General features: G+C 61.1%; 14 protein-coding genes. 7 read left to right on the top strand and 7 right to left on the bottom strand.

Features of this window, described 5'->3' with window-relative positions; translation table 11 throughout:
* Positions 1 to 149: 149 nt before the first annotated feature.
* The 4 genes from NAV32_RS17020 (at position 150) to pcaD (ending at position 3,873) form a co-directional block, all read left to right on the top strand.
* A complete protein-coding gene (locus NAV32_RS17020; protein ID WP_256053971.1) occupies positions 150 to 1,007 on the top strand; it encodes a CoA transferase subunit A in 858 nt (285 codons plus the stop codon).
* Positions 1,004 to 1,786 carry a CoA-transferase subunit beta gene (locus NAV32_RS17015; protein ID WP_256053970.1) on the top strand — a complete coding sequence of 261 codons (783 nt, stop codon included), beginning with the start codon at positions 1,004 to 1,006 and terminating at the stop codon, positions 1,784 to 1,786. Before NAV32_RS17020 ends, NAV32_RS17015 begins: the two co-directional genes overlap by 4 nt.
* A complete protein-coding gene (gene pcaF, locus NAV32_RS17010; protein ID WP_256053969.1) occupies positions 1,783 to 2,988 on the top strand; it encodes a 3-oxoadipyl-CoA thiolase in 1,206 nt (401 codons plus the stop codon). The genes NAV32_RS17015 and pcaF overlap by 4 nt, the downstream gene beginning before the upstream one ends.
* A gap of 96 nt (positions 2,989 to 3,084) precedes the next feature.
* The gene (pcaD, locus tag NAV32_RS17005) at positions 3,085 to 3,873 is read left to right on the top strand and encodes a 3-oxoadipate enol-lactonase (protein ID WP_256053968.1); all 789 of its coding nucleotides are present in this window, start codon (positions 3,085 to 3,087) and stop codon (positions 3,871 to 3,873) included.
* An 87-nt stretch (positions 3,874 to 3,960) separates the two neighbouring features.
* On the opposite strand, the gene NAV32_RS17000 is transcribed toward pcaD, so the two are convergent.
* On the bottom strand, positions 3,961 to 5,220 hold the full coding sequence (locus tag NAV32_RS17000; RefSeq protein ID WP_256053967.1) for an OprD family porin: 1,260 nt from the start codon (positions 5,218 to 5,220) through the stop codon (positions 3,961 to 3,963).
* A 688-nt stretch (positions 5,221 to 5,908) separates the two neighbouring features.
* Here NAV32_RS17000 and NAV32_RS16995 point away from each other — a divergent pair.
* Positions 5,909 to 6,679 (top strand): 3-hydroxybutyrate dehydrogenase, encoded by a 771-nt coding sequence (locus NAV32_RS16995; protein ID WP_256053966.1) that lies wholly within the window; start codon positions 5,909 to 5,911, stop codon positions 6,677 to 6,679.
* Positions 6,680 to 6,814: 135 nt separating this feature from the next.
* Positions 6,815 to 8,458: a methyl-accepting chemotaxis protein gene (locus NAV32_RS16990; protein ID WP_256053965.1), complete on the top strand. Its 1,644-nt coding sequence runs from the start codon at positions 6,815 to 6,817 to the stop codon at positions 8,456 to 8,458.
* 81 nt (positions 8,459 to 8,539) lie between these two features.
* Here the strand turns inward: NAV32_RS16990 and NAV32_RS16985 are convergent, their stop codons facing one another.
* The 5 genes from NAV32_RS16985 to NAV32_RS16965 form a co-directional block, all read right to left on the bottom strand.
* The gene (locus tag NAV32_RS16985; RefSeq protein WP_256053964.1) at positions 8,540 to 10,030 is read right to left on the bottom strand and encodes a sigma-54 interaction domain-containing protein; all 1,491 of its coding nucleotides are present in this window, start codon (positions 10,028 to 10,030) and stop codon (positions 8,540 to 8,542) included.
* Positions 10,031 to 10,108: 78 nt separating this feature from the next.
* On the bottom strand, positions 10,109 to 11,476 hold the full coding sequence (locus NAV32_RS16980) for a TRAP transporter large permease (RefSeq protein ID WP_256053963.1): 1,368 nt from the start codon (positions 11,474 to 11,476) through the stop codon (positions 10,109 to 10,111).
* 16 nt (positions 11,477 to 11,492) lie between these two features.
* The gene (locus NAV32_RS16975; protein ID WP_256053962.1) at positions 11,493 to 12,104 is read right to left on the bottom strand and encodes a TRAP transporter small permease subunit; all 612 of its coding nucleotides are present in this window, start codon (positions 12,102 to 12,104) and stop codon (positions 11,493 to 11,495) included.
* 125 nt (positions 12,105 to 12,229) lie between these two features.
* Positions 12,230 to 13,315 (bottom strand): TRAP transporter substrate-binding protein, encoded by a 1,086-nt coding sequence (locus NAV32_RS16970; protein ID WP_256053961.1) that lies wholly within the window; start codon positions 13,313 to 13,315, stop codon positions 12,230 to 12,232.
* A 396-nt stretch (positions 13,316 to 13,711) separates the two neighbouring features.
* On the bottom strand, positions 13,712 to 14,128 hold the full coding sequence (locus tag NAV32_RS16965; RefSeq protein ID WP_256053960.1) for a hypothetical protein: 417 nt from the start codon (positions 14,126 to 14,128) through the stop codon (positions 13,712 to 13,714).
* Positions 14,129 to 14,384: 256 nt separating this feature from the next.
* Here NAV32_RS16965 and gltX point away from each other — a divergent pair, with 256 nt between their 5' ends.
* Positions 14,385 to 15,866, top strand: coding sequence for a glutamate--tRNA ligase (gene gltX, locus NAV32_RS16960; protein ID WP_256053959.1), 1,482 nt, complete (start codon positions 14,385 to 14,387; stop codon positions 15,864 to 15,866).
* A gap of 34 nt (positions 15,867 to 15,900) precedes the next feature.
* On the opposite strand, the gene NAV32_RS16955 is transcribed toward gltX, so the two are convergent.
* A partial coding sequence (locus tag NAV32_RS16955) for a hypothetical protein (protein WP_256053958.1) occupies positions 15,901 to 16,109 on the bottom strand: 209 nt, incomplete at its 5' end.

Below are 16,109 nucleotides of genomic sequence, written 5' to 3'. Positions count from 1 at the left end.
GCGCAGGCATGATTCAGTCCCATCAATCTGTTCGATTACCGAACAGTTAATCGATTATCGGATTGTTTGGGTGCGAGGTGATGGTTAGTGTGGGGCGCAAGTGCCGATTCGTTGGTGCATTCAGCCCATTACACGAGACATGACCCCCCATGGCCGAGATCCTTTCCCTTGCCGAAGCAATCGATCGCTTCGTCGAGAATGGCGATACCGTCGCCCTTGAAGGCTTCACCCACCTGATTCCCACCGCTGCCGCCCACGAGATCATCCGCCAGGACAAGCAGGACCTGACGCTGGTGCGCATGACGCCCGATCTGGTCTACGACCTGCTGATCGGTGCCGGCTGTGCGAAGAAACTGATCTTTTCCTGGGGCGGAAACCCTGGTGTCGGCTCGCTGCATCGCCTGCGTGATGCGGTGGAAAAGCAGTGGCCGCAGCCGCTGGAAATCGAAGAACACAGCCACGCCGACCTGGCCAACGCCTATGTTGCCGGTGCCTCGGGCCTGCCGTTCGCAGTGCTGCGTGCCTATCTGGGTTCCGACCTGCCGAAGGTCAACCCGATGATCAAGTTCATCGATTGCCCCTTCACCGGCGAGACACTGGCTGCCGTGCCCAGCGTGCGCCCGGACGTGACCGTGATCCACGCGCAGAAGGCCGACCGCAAGGGCAACGTGCTGATTGCCGGCATCCTCGGCGTACAGAAGGAAGCGGCGCTGGCGGCCAAGCGTTGCATCGTCACCGTCGAGGAAATCGTCGACGACCTGAACGCGCCGATGAACGCCTGCGTACTGCCGAGCTGGGCGTTGACCGCCGTCTGCCTGGTGCCGGGTGGCGCGCATCCGTCCTACGCTCATGGCTACTACGAGCGCGACAACCGCTTCTATCAGGCGTGGGACCCGATTGCCCGCAGCCGTGAAACCTTCACCGCCTGGATCGATGAATTCATCCGTGGCACCGCCGATTTCAGTGCGTTCCAGGCCAAGCTGGCCGCGCAGCAGGAGGCCAAGTGATGACCTACACGACCAATGAAATGATGACCGTCGCTGCCTCGCGTCGCCTGGGCAATGGCAGCGTCTGCTTTGTCGGCATCGGCCTGCCGTCCAAGGCCGCCAACCTGGCGCGCCTGACCCATGCGCCGGAAGTGGTACTGATCTACGAGTCCGGCCCTATTGGCGCCAAACCGTCGGTGCTGCCGCTGTCCATCGGCGATGGCGAGCTGGCCGAGACCGCCGACACCGTGGTGCCGACCGGCGAGATTTTCCGCTACTGGCTGCAGGGTGGGCGCATCGATGTCGGCTTCCTCGGCGCGGCGCAGGTGGACAAGTTCGGCAATATCAACACCACCGTCATCGGCGACTATCACCAGCCGAAGGTTCGTTTGCCTGGAGCGGGCGGAGCGCCGGAAATTGCCGGTTCGGCCAAGCAGGTGCTGATCATCCTCAAGCAATCGCACCGTACCTTCGTCGACAAGCTGGCGTTCATTACCTCGGTGGGCTTCGGTGAAGGCGGTGAGCATCGCAAGCAGCTCGGGCTGCACGGCAATGGCCCGGTGGGCATCATCACCGACCTGTGCATCATGGAGCCGGAAGCCGGCACCCATGAATTCGTGGTGACCTCCCTGCATCCGGGCGTGACCCGCGAACAGGTGATCGAGAACACCGGCTGGCAGATTCGTTTTGCCGACGATGTACTGACCACCGAGGCGCCGCGTGCCGAGGAACTGGAAGCGCTGCGCGCTCTGGAAGCGCGCACTGCTGCAGCCCACGGGCAGTCTGGAGGTGACGAGTGACACGCGAAGTCTTTATCTGCGATGCCATCCGCACGCCCATCGGCCGCTTCGGTGGCGGGTTGGCGACGGTGCGCGCTGACGATCTGGCGGCCATTCCACTGCGGGCGTTGCTGGAGCGCAATCCGCAGCTTGATCCGGCAGCCATCGACGAGGTTTTCCTCGGCAGCGCCAACCAGGCGGGCGAAGACAACCGCAACGTGGCACGCATGGCCGCGCTGCTGGCCGGTATCCCCGAAACCGTGCCGGGCGTGACCCTCAACCGCCTCTGTGCTTCTGGCATGGATGCGGTGGGCAGCGCCTTTCGCGCCATCGCCTGCGGTGAGATCGAACTGGCCATCGCCGGTGGCGTGGAATCCATGTCCCGCGCGCCCTATGTGATGGGCAAGGCTGACACAGCGTTCGGTCGCACGCAAAAGATCGAGGACACCACCATCGGCTGGCGCTTCATCAACCCGAAGATGAAGGAACTGTATGGCGTCGATGCGATGCCGCAGACCGCCGATAACGTGGCCGAGGAATACAAGGTCAGCCGCGAGGACCAGGACGCCTTCGCCCTGCGCAGCCAGCAGCGCACTGCCGCCGCCCAGGCTGCCGGCTTCTTCGCCGAAGAAATCGTGCCGGTGGTGATCAAGGGCCGCAAAGGCGATACCGTCGTCGAGGCCGATGAGCACCCCCGTGCGGACACCACCGCCGAAGTGCTGGCCAAACTCCGGCCTATCAACGGCGTGGACAAGACCGTCACCGCTGGCAACGCCTCGGGCGTCAACGATGGCGCGGCGGCGATGATCCTCGCCAGTGCCGAAGCGGTGCAGAAATACGGCCTCAAGCCGCGTGCCAAGGTGCTCGGCATGGCCAGCGCCGGCGTCGCGCCGCGCATCATGGGCTATGGGCCGGTGCCGGCGGTGCGCAAACTGTGCGAGCGGCTGAACATCGCCGTGAATGATTTCGATGTGATCGAACTCAACGAAGCCTTCGCCGCCCAGGGGCTGGCCGTCACTCGCGACCTGGGCCTGGCCGACGACAGCGACAAGGTGAACCCCAACGGCGGCGCCATCGCCCTCGGCCATCCGCTGGGTATGAGCGGTGCACGGTTGGTGCTGACAGCGATTCACCAGCTGGAGAAAACCGGCGGCAAGCTGGGCCTGGCGACCATGTGCGTGGGCGTGGGACAGGGTCTGGCACTGGCGGTCGAACGGGTGTGACCGTTTGCGATGGGCTGTGTTCTGCGCGATCGACTCCTCGTGTCGTCGCTGGGCGCAGTCCATCTTTTTATTTTCCAGCTTCTCGATGGAGTTTCCATGACTACCGTAAAACTTGACGATTGCGAACTGAATGTCCGTCTTGAAGGCCCGGTCGATGCACCGGTGCTGGTGCTCTCCAACTCGTTGGGTACCGATCTGCACATGTGGGATGCCCAGGCACTGGCCTTCAGCGAGCATTTCCGCGTGCTGCGCTACGACACGCGGGGCCATGGCGGCTCGTCGGTCACGCCGGGCCCCTACAGCATCGAGCAGCTGGGGCGTGATGTGCTGGGCCTGGTGGATGCGCTGGGCATCGACCGTTTCGCCTTCTGCGGCCTCTCCATGGGCGGGCTGATCGGTCAGTGGCTGGGGATCAATGCCGGCGAGCGCCTGACGCGGCTGGTGATCTGCAACACAGCAGCGAAGATCGGTAACGAAGAAGGCTGGAACGAACGTATCGACAGCGTTCTCAAAGGCGGCGAGCAGACCATGCGTGATATGCGCGATGCCTCCATTTCACGCTGGTTTACGCCGGCGTTCGCCGAACAGCAGCCCGCACAGACCCAGCGCATCACCCAGATGATCGCCAGCACCTCGCCCGAAGGCTACGCCGCCAACTGCGCCGCAGTGCGCGATGGCGACTACCGTGAGCAGCTGGGCGCGATCAAGGTGCCGACGCTGATCGTCTGCGGCAGCAAGGACCCGGTTACCACGCCCGAGCACGGTCGTTTCATGCAGGAGCGCATCGCTGGTGCCGAGCTGGTCGAGTTCGAGGTGGCGCATTTGTCCAATGTCGAAGCGGGCGAGGCCTTCACCCGGCGCGTGCTGGGATTCTTGTGCGGCTGATAGCGCGCGATTGATCGGAACGAAAAAACCGGGCCATACGGCCCGGTAAAGTTCCAACGAGGAGATTTGTGAATCAGACGTGGGCTGTCACCACAGCGCCAGCGTGTAGCTGAGGATCACCCGCGTTTCATCCATATCGCTGCCGAAGTTGCTGCGCACCGTGGCGTTGCGCACTTTCAGCCCGAGGTTTTTCAGCGGCCCGCTCTGGACGACATAACCGATATCGGTGTTGCGTTCCCATTCCTTGCCTTCGCTCAGACCAGCCCCGCGCTCGACGTTGTCGCCGGTCACGTAGCGGGTCATCAGGCTCAGACCGGGAATGCCCATGGCGGCGAAGTCGTAGTCGTAGCGAACCTGCCATGACTTCTCGTCCTGATTGCCGAAATCGTTGATTTGCAAAAGATTGATCAGTGAATTGTCGGCGCCCGAGATATAGGCGAAACCGGTGTCGCCGCTCATTTTCTGATAGCCGCCGGTAAAGCCATGGCCACCGATTCGGTAAGTGAACAGCGCGCCGAAGGCGTTGTTGTCGACGTTGCTGCCACCGTCGTCGGTGGAGCGCACATAACGCAGATCGGTCTTGAAGCTCTGGTTGTCACCGATTGGCAGTACGTGCACCAAGTTGAAGTTGTGTTGCTTGTAGATGCCGTCCAGCCCGCCGTAGTAATAGCCGCCGCTCAGTTCAGGCATGAATTGATAGCGCCCACCGGCGAACATGAATTCATCGCTGGTGGCCGTGTTGCCCAGCTGGATGTTCCGCGCGCCGCCGTTGAATACGGCCATCTCTTCATAATCGGAAGAGTCGCGCAGACTGGCGCGGTCGAGCATTCCCAGGTCGAGGGTGAGGCCTTCGACTTCCTTGCTCTGCAACCAGGCGCCACGGTAGATGTTGGGCAGCAGGCGGCTGTCGTTGCGCAACAGTACCGGGATGAGCGGCTGCAGGGTGCCGACGTGGAGCGTGGTGCTGGACATCTTCGCCTTGGCGGTCAGGCCCGCCGTTGCGTAATCGTCCTGGGGAATGCCGGACGAATCCCTCTGCAGGATCCCGGTACCTGAGCGATCCGGGCTGGAATCGAGCTTGACGCCGAGCAGGCCCAGAGCATCCACGCCGAATCCGATCGGCCCCTCGGTGTAGCCCGACTCGATCTTGAGCAGAAAGCCCTGAGCCCATTCCTCGGCTTTGGCTTGAGTCGCGTCATGATTGCGGAAATCGCGGTTCATATAGAAGTTGCGCAGTTCGATGCTGGCCTTGCTGTCGTCGATAAAGGCGGCGCTCGCCGGGCCGGCGATGCTCAAGGCCGCGCCTGTGCAGAGTAGGTTGCGTATGGTTTTGCGGTTGTGTCGCATGGGGCTTCCTCTTGTTTTTATGGTGCGGCAGCGCGGACGGCGCGGCGACGGCGATAGTCAGAGCGAAAGGCGTGCCAGGAAATATGAAGTGCGCGCTAATGGCCGCGCCAGAGCTGTTCGAGGAGGCTGGAGGGCAAGTCAGAGTGCCTGCAGAGGATGTCCGAAGGGATGGACATGTCAGGCGATGAGGTGGCTTTTTGCAACGATCTGTCCGGCTTGCTGGACAGTGGGTGGATTGAGCAGGCGGCCTTGCCTGCAGTCCAGATCCGGGGACATCGAGACGGAAATATGTATCACGCGGCGTGCATGTCCAGTTTTTCAGACATGTTCCGGGCGATCCGCTCGTGTACCCGTGGCTGGGAAACTTCCCGCAACTCCGCGCCGTTCCTGGCGTCAGGGTTTTGTGTCGGTTCCTGTACAGACTGGCATGGCTTTCGCTCTGTTTGCTGCGCTCCCTGATTCGGCAAGTGGCTAACCGCTTGGCCGGATAGGGCGACCCAGAACAATAATGGATCCGCGCAGATGAATTCCCTTTTCGAACAAACCGGGGCGCCAGCTCCAGGTCATTCGCCGGCCCGCTCAGTGGCCGCCATTCCCCACATTCCCTGCTTCGGCAGTCGTGTCGACTACAGCCGCTGCGCAGGCATCGATAGCTCAGTGGCCACGCTGTCCAACAACGGAGGCAGGCATGATGCTTAAAGGTAAAGTGGCACTGATCACCGGCTCCACCAGTGGTATCGGCCTGGGCATCGCCTGCAAGCTGGCGGCGGCTGGTGCGGATGTCATGCTCAACGGTTTCGGTGATGCCGAGGCGGCGTTGACCAGGGTGGCGGCCTATGGCGGGCGCGTACTGCACCACCCGGCTGATGTATCCGATCCCGAGCAGATCGCCGACATGGTCAGCCAGGCCGAGCGCGAGTTGGGCGCGCTGGATGTGCTGGTTAATAACGCAGGCATCCAGCACGTGGCGGCCCTTGAGCAGTTTCCCGCCGAGCGCTGGGACGCGATCATCGCCATCAACCTCTCATCAGTCTTCCACACCACGCGCCTGGCGTTGCCGGGAATGCGCCAGCGCAACTGGGGGCGGATCATCAATGTGTCATCCGTTCACGGCCTGGTGGCCTCGGTGCAGAAGTCAGCTTATGTCGCGGCCAAGCATGGCGTGATCGGTTTGACCAAGACCGTCGCGCTGGAAACCGCGACCACCGGCATTACCTGCAATGCGCTTTGTCCCGGCTGGGTTCTGACACCCCTGGTGCAGCAGCAGATCGACCGCAGGAACCAGGCCCACGGCGATACCGAGCGAGCGACGCGAGAGCTGCTGATGGAAAAGCAGCCGTCGCTGGACTTCGTCACCCCCGAGGACTTGGGCGAGCTGGCGCTCTTTCTCTGTAGCGATGCGGCCAGGCAGGTGCGTGGCGTCGCCTGGAACATGGATGGCGGCTGGCTGGCGCAGTGAAGCCCCTGAGCTGATCGTTCCCCTTGCGTAGGAGCCATCTACATAACGGCACACAGGAACCGGCGCCTTGGTGACGCGCTACTGAGCCAGTAGCGGTTAGCCAATAAATGTCGCGCCCCTTCCCCATAAGGATAAATGTCCATTAACAGCTTCTTTTGTCAGTTTCGTATCGGCCAGCGGATCTGGGTGCTTACCCTGGGTTTCGGAGTGGTTGTTGTGCTGTTCACTTGGTGGATGGTGGCAAGCCTGCAACGCAGCCTGACCGAAGAGAAAATGGCCGCCGTGGATGCCGCATTGACCACAGCTGTTCGGGTGATGGAACACTACGAAGGCAAAGAGCGCGCCGGTGAACTCACGCAGGTCGAGGCACAAACCGGGGCCATGGACGTGATCGGCACCATTCGTTATCTGGGCGACCACTACCTGTGGATCAACAACATGGATTATGTCTGGCTGATGCACCCGGTCAGCCCGCAACTGGTCGGGCGTGATCTGCGTGACCTCAAGGACAAGGCCGGCAAGCCCTTTGTGCAGCTGCTGGTGGAGGGTGTGCGCGGTAATGGCTCCATGCGTCTGGAATACCTCTGGCCGCGTCCGGGTGCGACTGAGGCCGAGCTCAAGTTGACCGAAGCACGCGGATTCAAACCATGGGCCTGGATGGTTTCCAGCGGTATCCATCCTGCGGATATCGATGCGGCGGTCAACCGTGAGGTACGAACCACGTTGTTGGTCGGCGCGCTTATCCTCGCGGCATTGGCTGGATTCAGCATGCTGCTGATCCGCAGCATCACCGGGCCTCTGCGAGAAACGGTCGCCACGCTGGAAAAGGCAGTCGAGGGTCGCACTGACCTTACTGTGCGCCTGCCCATGCAGGGCCGCGACGAGCTGGTGCAGATGGCGCACAGCTTCAATACGCTCATGGAAGCTGCCAGCAGCGTGGTGGGGCAGGTGAGTCAGGCCAACCTGAAGCTGACGGCGGCCAGCGAGGATCTATCCCAGATCACTTCAGGCGCCCAGCAGGATGCCGAGCGACAGGAAGGCGAAACCATCAGTCTGGCTGCCGCAATGAATGAAATGCTGGCCACGGTGCAGGAAGTGGCACGAAGCGCCAGTCTTGCTGCTGAGTCGACCCGGCAGACCGAAACAGAAGCCGCTGAAGGCCGGCGAATGGTCGAGCAGACCATGCAACAGATTGCGGAGCTGACTGATGATCTATCGGAATCGCGCTCGGTGGTGGAGCGATTGGCGAAGGATTCCCAAGATATCGGCAGCGTACTGGACGTGATCAATGGCGTGGCGGGACAGACCAATCTGCTCGCGCTCAATGCCGCGATCGAGGCCGCCCGCGCGGGCGATCATGGCCGCGGTTTTGCGGTGGTGGCCGATGAGGTGCGCTCGCTGGCGCAGCGCACCCAGCGCTCGACTCAGGAGATCCACGACATCATCGAACGGCTCCAGTCCGGTGCTGCCACAGCCGTCGAGCGTATGGCGTGCAATGCGGAAAAAGCGCAATCAACGATGGAGCAGGCCGCACAGGCGGGTGAGTCGCTCAATGCCATTACCGCTGCGGTCTCGACCATCAACGACATGAACCTGCAGATCGCGACCGCTGCGGAAGAGCAAAGCGCTACGGCTGAGGACATCAATCGCAGCGTTAGCAGTATCCGAGACACCGCCAGCTCCGCTGGACAGACCGTCAGCCGAACCCGCGCCGCCAGTAGCGAACTGCGGCTGCTGGCACAGGAGCTGGGTGGGCAGATCGAACGGTTGAACGCCTGATCGATCATGCTTCGAAACCTGCAGGGTCGCATTTATTCGGCCACTACAAAGGCCGAACAAGTTCGGCCCGACAGAGCCTGGTTAGCGCTCGCTCAGCCCATGCAGCTGCAGTTTCGAATAAAGACTCGCCCGGGAAATGCCCAGCTCTATCGCGGCGCGGCGGCGGTTGCCTTTGCATACGTGCAGGGCATGCTGCAATGCCCGGCGCTCGGCCTGGGCGATGCTTTCTGCAAGGCGCTGCAGCGGAGCATCTTCGATCACTGGCGGTTCGGCGAGAGGGGTAGCAATCAGCGCTTGCACGGGATAGGGCGTGTTGGCGTCCTGCTCGCCAAGCAGCGGCAGGAAGTGTTTGGCTTCGAGCTGCAAGCCATCCGTATTCAGTTGCACGCGTTCGAGCAGGTTGCTCAGCTCGCGCACGTTGCCACGCCAGGGTTGGCTGCACAGTAGCGCCACGGCGTCCGGCGTGAGCTCCATCGGCGGCTGGCCCGAGCGGTTGGCGATATCGTCGAGTAGGTGCTCGACCAGTTCGGGAATGTCGCTGGCCCGCTCGCGTAACGGTGGCACGCGTAGCGCCAGCACGTTGAGACGATAGTAAAGGTCGTCGCGAAACTGCCCGGCAGCGACCTTGGCTTCCAGGTCGATATGGGTGGCCGCGATGACCCGCACATTGAGTGATTTGACCTGGTTGGAGCCCAGCGGCTCGACTTCCTGTTCCTGCAGTACGCGCAGCATCTTGGCTTGCAATGCCAGCGGAAGATCACCGATTTCATCGAGAAACAGGGTGCCGCCATTGGCTACTTCGAACTTGCCGATACGCGCCTTGCGGTCCGCGCCGGTGAAGGCGCCTGGGGCGGTGCCGAAGAGTTCGGCTTCCACCAGGGTTTCGGGGATGGCTGCGACGTTCACCGCAACGAAGGGGCCGTTGGCCCGAGGCGAGAGGTTGTGGATGCCTTGGGCAAGCAGCTCCTTGCCGGTGCCTGTTTCCCCCCGGATCAGCACTGTCGCGTCGAGCTGTGCGGCGCGGCGGGCCTGGCGTTTCACTTCGCTGGCGACCGCGCTGGTGCCGATGAAGCCGGCGATGGTGTAACGCGCGCGACGGGCTTTTGCCAGTTCGTTCTGGGTGGCGACCAGCTGGTTCTGCAAGTGGCTGAACTTGGCCATCAGTGGCTTGAGGTGCCGCGCCCGATCGAATAGAACGAAGCCCAGCGCGCCGACCAGCGTGCCGTCTTCATCGCGAAGCGGGATGCGCGTGACGACGAAGTGTTCATCGCCGAACGCCATCAGGTCGAGCATGCTCGGCTGGCCGCTTTCCATTACCTCGCGTAGGCGGCTGGCTGGCAGCACTTCCTCGACTTCCTTGCCGAGCACGCCACGCGGATCGCTGATGCCGATCTTCGCGGCGTACTTGTCATTGATCCAGACGATGCGTGCCTGGCGATTGACCGCGATGGTGCCTTCGCATTGGGCGTTGAGATGGTCGAACAGCAACGGCATCGCCACGGCGCGGAAGCGCTCGGGGGATACGCCGATGGTCAAGCCGTTCTGGTCGAGGTCGTTGCGCGCTATCGCCATGGGCAGAGATGTCCGTTTGGGGGCCGACCGATTATGGAAGGCGCCGGCTGCCTCGGGCAAGGCAGCCGGCGCGGGGGGCTAGCGTGCGTACACCTCATTGGGCAACCAGGTCGCCAGGGGGGCGAAGAAGAACACCAGAGCCAGGGCGCTTAGCTGTATCAGGATGTACGGCATCACGCCAAGATAGATGTCAGCGGTAGTCACGCCGGGTGGGCAGACGCCCTTGATGTAGAACAGCGAGAAGCCTACCGGAGGTGTCAGAAACGAAGTCTGCAGGCACATTGCGAAGAGAATCGCGAACCACAGCGGATCGATACCTATGGAGAACAGTACAGGTGCCACCAACGGCAGAACGATCAAGGTGATCTCCACCCAATCCAGGAAGAATCCCAGCAGGAAGGTGATGAACAGCACCGTGAGCAACACGCCGGTCTGGCCGAACGGTAATCCGGTGAGCGCATCGCGGATCACGTCGTCGCCGCCCAGGCCGCGCAGTACGGCGGCGAACACCGTGGCACCGATGAAAATGCCGAAGATGAAGGCCGAAGTACGGCTGGTCTGGTAGAGCGCATCCTTGAAAACGCTCAGGTTTAGCCTGCGACTGCAGGCAGCCATCAGTATGGCCCCGAACGCACCAACGGCGGATGCTTCGGTGGTGGTGGCGATGCCGAAGAAGATCGATCCGAGTACTGCAAGGATCAACGCGAACGGCGGCACTACGGCCCAGAACACATCGAGCAGCGCGCGGGCATCGAGTTTTTGCCGGTTGGTCGGCGCGGGTGCGAAGTCCTTCTTTATCCAGGAGATGATGACGATGTAAAGGATGTACATCAGCGCCAGCATCAGCCCGGGGATCAGCGCCCCCATGAACAGCTTGCCTACCGAAGCCTCGGGCGTGCCAAGGCGATCGGCCATCAGCACCAGCATGATGCTCGGCGGAATGATGATGCCCAGCGTGCCGACGGAGCAGGCGGTGCCCACGGCCAGGCTCTTGTTGTAGTTCGCCTGCAGCATCGGGCCGATCGAGAGCATGCCGAGCAAGGCCACCGAGGCGCCAACGATACCGGTGGAGGCGGCCAGCAGGATGCCTACCAGCACCACGGTAATCGCATAACCGCCACGCAAGGGACCGAGCACCCGCACCAGGCTGTGCATCAGCCGTTCGGCGATGCCGGAGCGATCGAGCATGATGCCCATGAAGATGAACAGCGGCAGGGCGACCATCAGTTCATTGGCGACAATGCCGTAGATGCGCGCGTCCAGTACGCCGATGGTGCCTTCCCAGGTGAACCAGAGATCGGCATCGAAGTGTTCGACCAGAACATAGCCGAGGATGGCGAACACCAATCCGATGCCGGCCAGTGACCAGGCCACGGGGAAACCAAGCAGCAGGAACACCATGAAACTGGCGAACATGCCGATGACGAGAATTTGTTCCAGACCCATGATTACTGCTACTCCATCAGGGCTGCGAATGGCCGTGATCACGGCCATTCGAAGGGGCCATGAAAGCCCGTGGGAAATTGAACAGCAGCGTGCTGCAGCGGGTGGCCTTGGAGAACAGCGCCAGGGCTAGCAGCGTCAAACCCAGCGGCAATACGCTCTTGAAAATGAACCGGTGCGGCAGGCCGCTTGGCGCTTGCGAACGCTCGTTGTAGATGAACGCTTGATAAGCAAAGGGAATCAGGGCATCGACCATTAGCACGACGATGGGCAAGGCCAGGAAGACAATCCCCAGCAACTCGATGATGGTCCGGCTGCGCAGGGTGAATTTTTCACTCAGTACATCGACTCGAACGTGGTCGTCGCGTACCACGGCGTAGGCCAGGGAAAGCAGCACGGCAGCGCCAAACAGATGCCAGGACAACTCTTCCAGTGCAATCGAGCCACGTGCCAGCACGAAACGGCTGAACACATTCGTCAGTACCACCAGCAGGCACAGCACCCAGAGCCAGGCACTGAGTTCGCCTATTGCGACCAGGACCTTGTCCAGCCAGTAGGACAGTCGGTTATGTGGCAGCGCAGCCTTGGGGGCCGGCGTAGCGTCGTTGGGGGGAACGGGATGAACGGACATGACGACCTCGGCAAATCCAAGCGCGGGCACGCGTCGCAGCTACATAGCTAAAGAGCCACGCAGGTACGGTAACGGCCCGTTTGAAATAAGGGACACAGCAGCGCTGCGCCCCTTGGCTCGTGCGGTTACTCGTACTTGTAGTAGTCGCGCGGTAGATAGCCCTTGCCGTGCCAGATGGAGTGGTGCTCCATGAACTCGCGTTGGCTGGTCAGGACGCGTTTGAACATCTCGTCTTTGGCAGCCATCTCGTCGAGTACTTCGTTGGTTACGCGCTCAAGCTCGCGCAGCACTTCTTCGGGCAGTACCTGAGCCTTCACGCCTTGCTTCTCGTAGTCACGCAGGGCGGTCGGCTGAGCCCACTCGCTTTCGGCAAAGCCCTTGAGCGTGGCGGATTCGCAGCCCATCTCGATCAGTGCGCGGCTTTGCGGCTGCAGCTTGGTCCAGACGTCCTTGTTCACCAGCAGGTGCGAGGTGGTCAGCGTCTGGTGCCAGCCCGGCATGATGTAGTTCTTGATGATCTGATCCAGGCCCAGCATCTTGTCGACTGCCGGCTGCGAGAATTCGGTGGCGTCGATGGTCTTGCGCTCCAGCGCCTGGTAGATCTCGCCGCCTGGCACCATGGTCACCGAGGCACCGAGTTTCTCCAGCACCCTGCCGCCAATGCCGGCGAAGCGGATGCGCAGTCCGTCGAAGTCTTCCAGCTTCTCGATGGGCTTGGCGAACCAGCCAGCGCCTTCCGGGCCGATGATGCTGCACAGCATCGGATGGATGTTGCGCTGGGCGTAAATCTCTTCGAGCAGCTTTTTACCGTCACCTTCGTAATACCAGGCCAGATAGGCCGGCGGCTCCAGGTTGAACGGAGCGCCGGAATACAACGGCAGTGCGGGTATGGTGCCCTGGTCGTAGCCGATCCAAGTGTAGCCAGCCGGGTATTTTCCATTGCTGACTGCATCCATGATTTCGAATGGTGGTACCAGTTCGCCGGGCTCGTAGTAGCGCAGCTGGATATCACCACCGGAAATCGCCTTGAGCGACTCGGACAGATGTTTGACCGGCGTGGTCAGGCCGATCAGGTGAGAAGGAAAGGCAAGCGGCACCTGCCAGCGAATCTTTTCAGCAGCGGCGGCGTTAGTACTGATCAGGCAGGCACTCAGAACCGTGGTCGCGCTGATAGCGCAGGCGAGGCGGGACAGCTTTTTTGTTATCGACATTGCGAATTCCTTTATTTGTTTTTGTTCTGGTAGCCGGAAAAAATTGCGGACCAAGGCAGCGGCATACTACCAAGCGCAGTCAAAATCCCTGCGCGCCTGCCTCGCTCCTTCAAGCGCTCCGGCGTCTAGCCTCAGTTACTTAGCAGGTTCTGTGCCTGACTTTTAAGTTCGTCTGTAAGCGCCGGTTTAGAGCAGCTTGCTCAATGGCTAGATGACGTCCAGTCCAACTCGACAGACATTCCAGGCAGCGCTTTTTTTACCAATGTCCATAAAGCTGGAAAGTAAGTCCAGTTTTCTGGACTGGCGGGGCGTGGATACATCATTGGCATGACAAGCGTGAGAAGGACGCCGGCTGTCGTTCCTGCACGGCTGATAGTGCGTAGCGACGGAAAGGGCTCAGTGACCGGTCAGATTCCGCTGTGATTCCGGCTCCAGTACGGCGATGGTCTGGTCGCTGCGTCTGAAAGAGACCAGCGCCGTCAGCCATGCCTGCAACACAGGTGAATGGCTTTTCTGGTTGCGCATGGCGCTGCCAAGGATTTCCCTGGCGATGGTCACCATCGCGCTTTTGCTGCCGAGAAAATGCCAGTTGAACCAGCCGTCGTCGTAGCTCGCGGACGCCGTCTGGCCCGGCGCGAGGGGGATGAAAACCTTGATTGAAAGATCGAAAAGCACTTCAGGTTTGGAAATGATCACAAGCTTTACATCGCTGACCTTGCTCAGCCAGTAACCATGATCGAAGCGGTCGCCCGTGAGCGTGGCGGACTGACTGAGGGCTTCATCGATCAGAGCTTTGTTGTCGATCAGTTGCATGTCGAGTTTCTCTTGACGCTTCTGTTGGCGGTTGCCGATTCCGGGTTATCGGTTGACCCAGGGGTTTGTTTAGAATGTTTTGTCGGAGCGACCGGGTTTGTGCTCCAGCGATATAGAGGCGTCTTCTTCGTGAAAGCCGACCCTGGTGGGCTTGCCATGCGTAGCGTGGCCGCCTTCGGCTGGAGCGGGTGGCATTGCGCCTGTTAACATCGCGCCTTTGATTTCTCCGTCCGTTCCTCCGCTTTCGAGAGCTGCCATGACCACCGTTCGTACCCGTATCGCGCCGTCGCCCACCGGCGACCCGCACGTCGGCACTGCCTATATCGCGCTGTTCAACCTGTGCTTCGCCCGCCAGCACGGTGGTCAGTTCATCCTGCGTATTGAGGACACCGACCAGTTACGCTCGACCCGTGAATCCGAGCAGCAGATCTATGACGCATTGCGCTGGTTGGGCATCGAATGGGACGAAGGCCCCGACGTCGGTGGGCCACATGGGCCGTACCGGCAGAGCGAGCGTGGCGAGATCTATAAAAAGTACTCGGACGAACTGGTCGGCAAGGGCCATGCCTTCCCCTGTTTCTGTAGCGCTGAACGCCTGGATCAAGTGCGTGCTGAACAGATGGCCAACAAGGAAACCCCGCGCTACGACGGTCACTGCATGCACATCGCTCCGGCAGAGGCGCAGCAGCGTATTGCCAATGGCGAGTCCCATGTCATCCGCATGAAAGTGCCGACCGAAGGCGTCTGCCAGGTGCAGGACATGCTGCGCGGCACCGTCGAGATCGGCTGGGACCGCATGGACATGCAAGTGCTGATGAAGGCCGATGGCTTGCCGACCTATTTTCTCGCCAACGTGGTCGATGACCACCTGATGGGCATCACCCATGTGCTGCGCGGCGAGGAATGGCTGCCGTCGGCACCCAAGCTGATCAAGCTCTACGAATACTTCGGCTGGGAGCAGCCGCAGCTGTGCTACATGCCGCTGCTGCGCAATCCGGACAAGAGCAAGCTGTCCAAGCGCAAGAACCCGACCTCGGTGACCTTTTACGAGCGTATGGGTTTCATGCCCGAGGCGATGCTCAACTACCTGGGTCGTATGGGCTGGTCGATGCCCGACGAACGCGAGAAATTTACCTTGGCCGAGATGATCGATCACTTCGATATCAATCGCGTTTCGTTGGGTGGGCCGATTTTCGATGTCGAGAAGCTGTCCTGGCTCAACGGTCAGTGGATTCGCGAGCTGAGCGTCGAAGCCTTCGCCAGCCAGGTGCAGGAGTGGGCGCTGAACCCCGATTATCTGATGAAGATCGCACCCCATGTGCAGGGCAGGGTGGAGACCTTCAGCCAGATCGCGCCACTGGCCGGTTTCTTCTTCTCCGGTGCTCTGAGTCTCGATCCATCGCTATTCGCCCACAAGAAGCTGGACGAAACCCAGGTGCGTCAGGTGCTGCAACTGACGCTCTGGAAGCTCGAAGCGCTGCGCCAGTGGGACAAGGAGTGCATTACCGGCTGCATCACCCAGGTGGGTGAGCATCTGGGGCTCAAGTTGCGCGACGTGATGCCGCTGATGTTTGCTTCGATCACCGGGCAGGCCAGCTCGGTGTCGGTGCTTGATGCCATGGAAATCCTCGGCCCGGACCTGACCCGCTTCCGTCTGCGCAATGCGCTGGAGTTGCTGGGTGGCGCGTCGAAGAAGGAAGTGAAGGAGTGGGAGAAGCTGCTGGCAGCGATAGGCTGAGTCTCACAGCTAGTAGTGACCGGTAAGGCTGAATTTATTCGGCTGCAGCGGCAAGGGCCGAACAAGTTCGGCCCTTGCCGCGTATCGACTTCGCCTTTGTCATCAGGGCAAGCAGGGTGAAGCCCTTCGCGCCACTCGTCGGTGGTAAGTGTTTGTTCTCATGCCGAATTTCTAGGCCGAACAGATAAAAATATCGTTGACACTGTGTGAGCCCGCCCCTAATATGCGCCCCGTCCACGAGAT

The organism is Stutzerimonas stutzeri (genome assembly GCF_024448695.1).
Classification (GTDB): domain Bacteria; phylum Pseudomonadota; class Gammaproteobacteria; order Pseudomonadales; family Pseudomonadaceae; genus Stutzerimonas; species Stutzerimonas stutzeri_T.
The sequence above is the reverse complement of the archived record's forward strand: the minus strand, read 5'-3'. Positions and strand labels throughout refer to the sequence as shown.

Excerpts from the sequence above, each read along its gene's own strand:
- NAV32_RS17020 (WP_256053971.1), top strand. The coding sequence starts at position 150 with ATGGCCGAGATCCTTTCCCTTGCCGAAGCAATCGATCGCTTCGTCGAG.
- pcaD (WP_256053968.1), top strand. The coding sequence starts at position 3,085 with ATGACTACCGTAAAACTTGACGATTGCGAACTGAATGTCCGTCTTGAA.
- NAV32_RS17000 (WP_256053967.1), bottom strand. The coding sequence starts at position 5,220 with ATGCGACACAACCGCAAAACCATACGCAACCTACTCTGCACAGGCGCG.
- NAV32_RS16995 (WP_256053966.1), top strand. The coding sequence starts at position 5,909 with ATGATGCTTAAAGGTAAAGTGGCACTGATCACCGGCTCCACCAGTGGT.
- NAV32_RS16990 (WP_256053965.1), top strand. The coding sequence starts at position 6,815 with ATGTCCATTAACAGCTTCTTTTGTCAGTTTCGTATCGGCCAGCGGATC.
- NAV32_RS16985 (WP_256053964.1), bottom strand. The coding sequence starts at position 10,030 with ATGGCGATAGCGCGCAACGACCTCGACCAGAACGGCTTGACCATCGGC.
- NAV32_RS16980 (WP_256053963.1), bottom strand. The coding sequence starts at position 11,476 with ATGGGTCTGGAACAAATTCTCGTCATCGGCATGTTCGCCAGTTTCATG.
- NAV32_RS16975 (WP_256053962.1), bottom strand. The coding sequence starts at position 12,104 with ATGTCCGTTCATCCCGTTCCCCCCAACGACGCTACGCCGGCCCCCAAG.
- NAV32_RS16970 (WP_256053961.1), bottom strand. The coding sequence starts at position 13,315 with ATGTCGATAACAAAAAAGCTGTCCCGCCTCGCCTGCGCTATCAGCGCG.
- NAV32_RS16965 (WP_256053960.1), bottom strand. The coding sequence starts at position 14,128 with ATGCAACTGATCGACAACAAAGCTCTGATCGATGAAGCCCTCAGTCAG.
- gltX (WP_256053959.1), top strand. The coding sequence starts at position 14,385 with ATGACCACCGTTCGTACCCGTATCGCGCCGTCGCCCACCGGCGACCCG.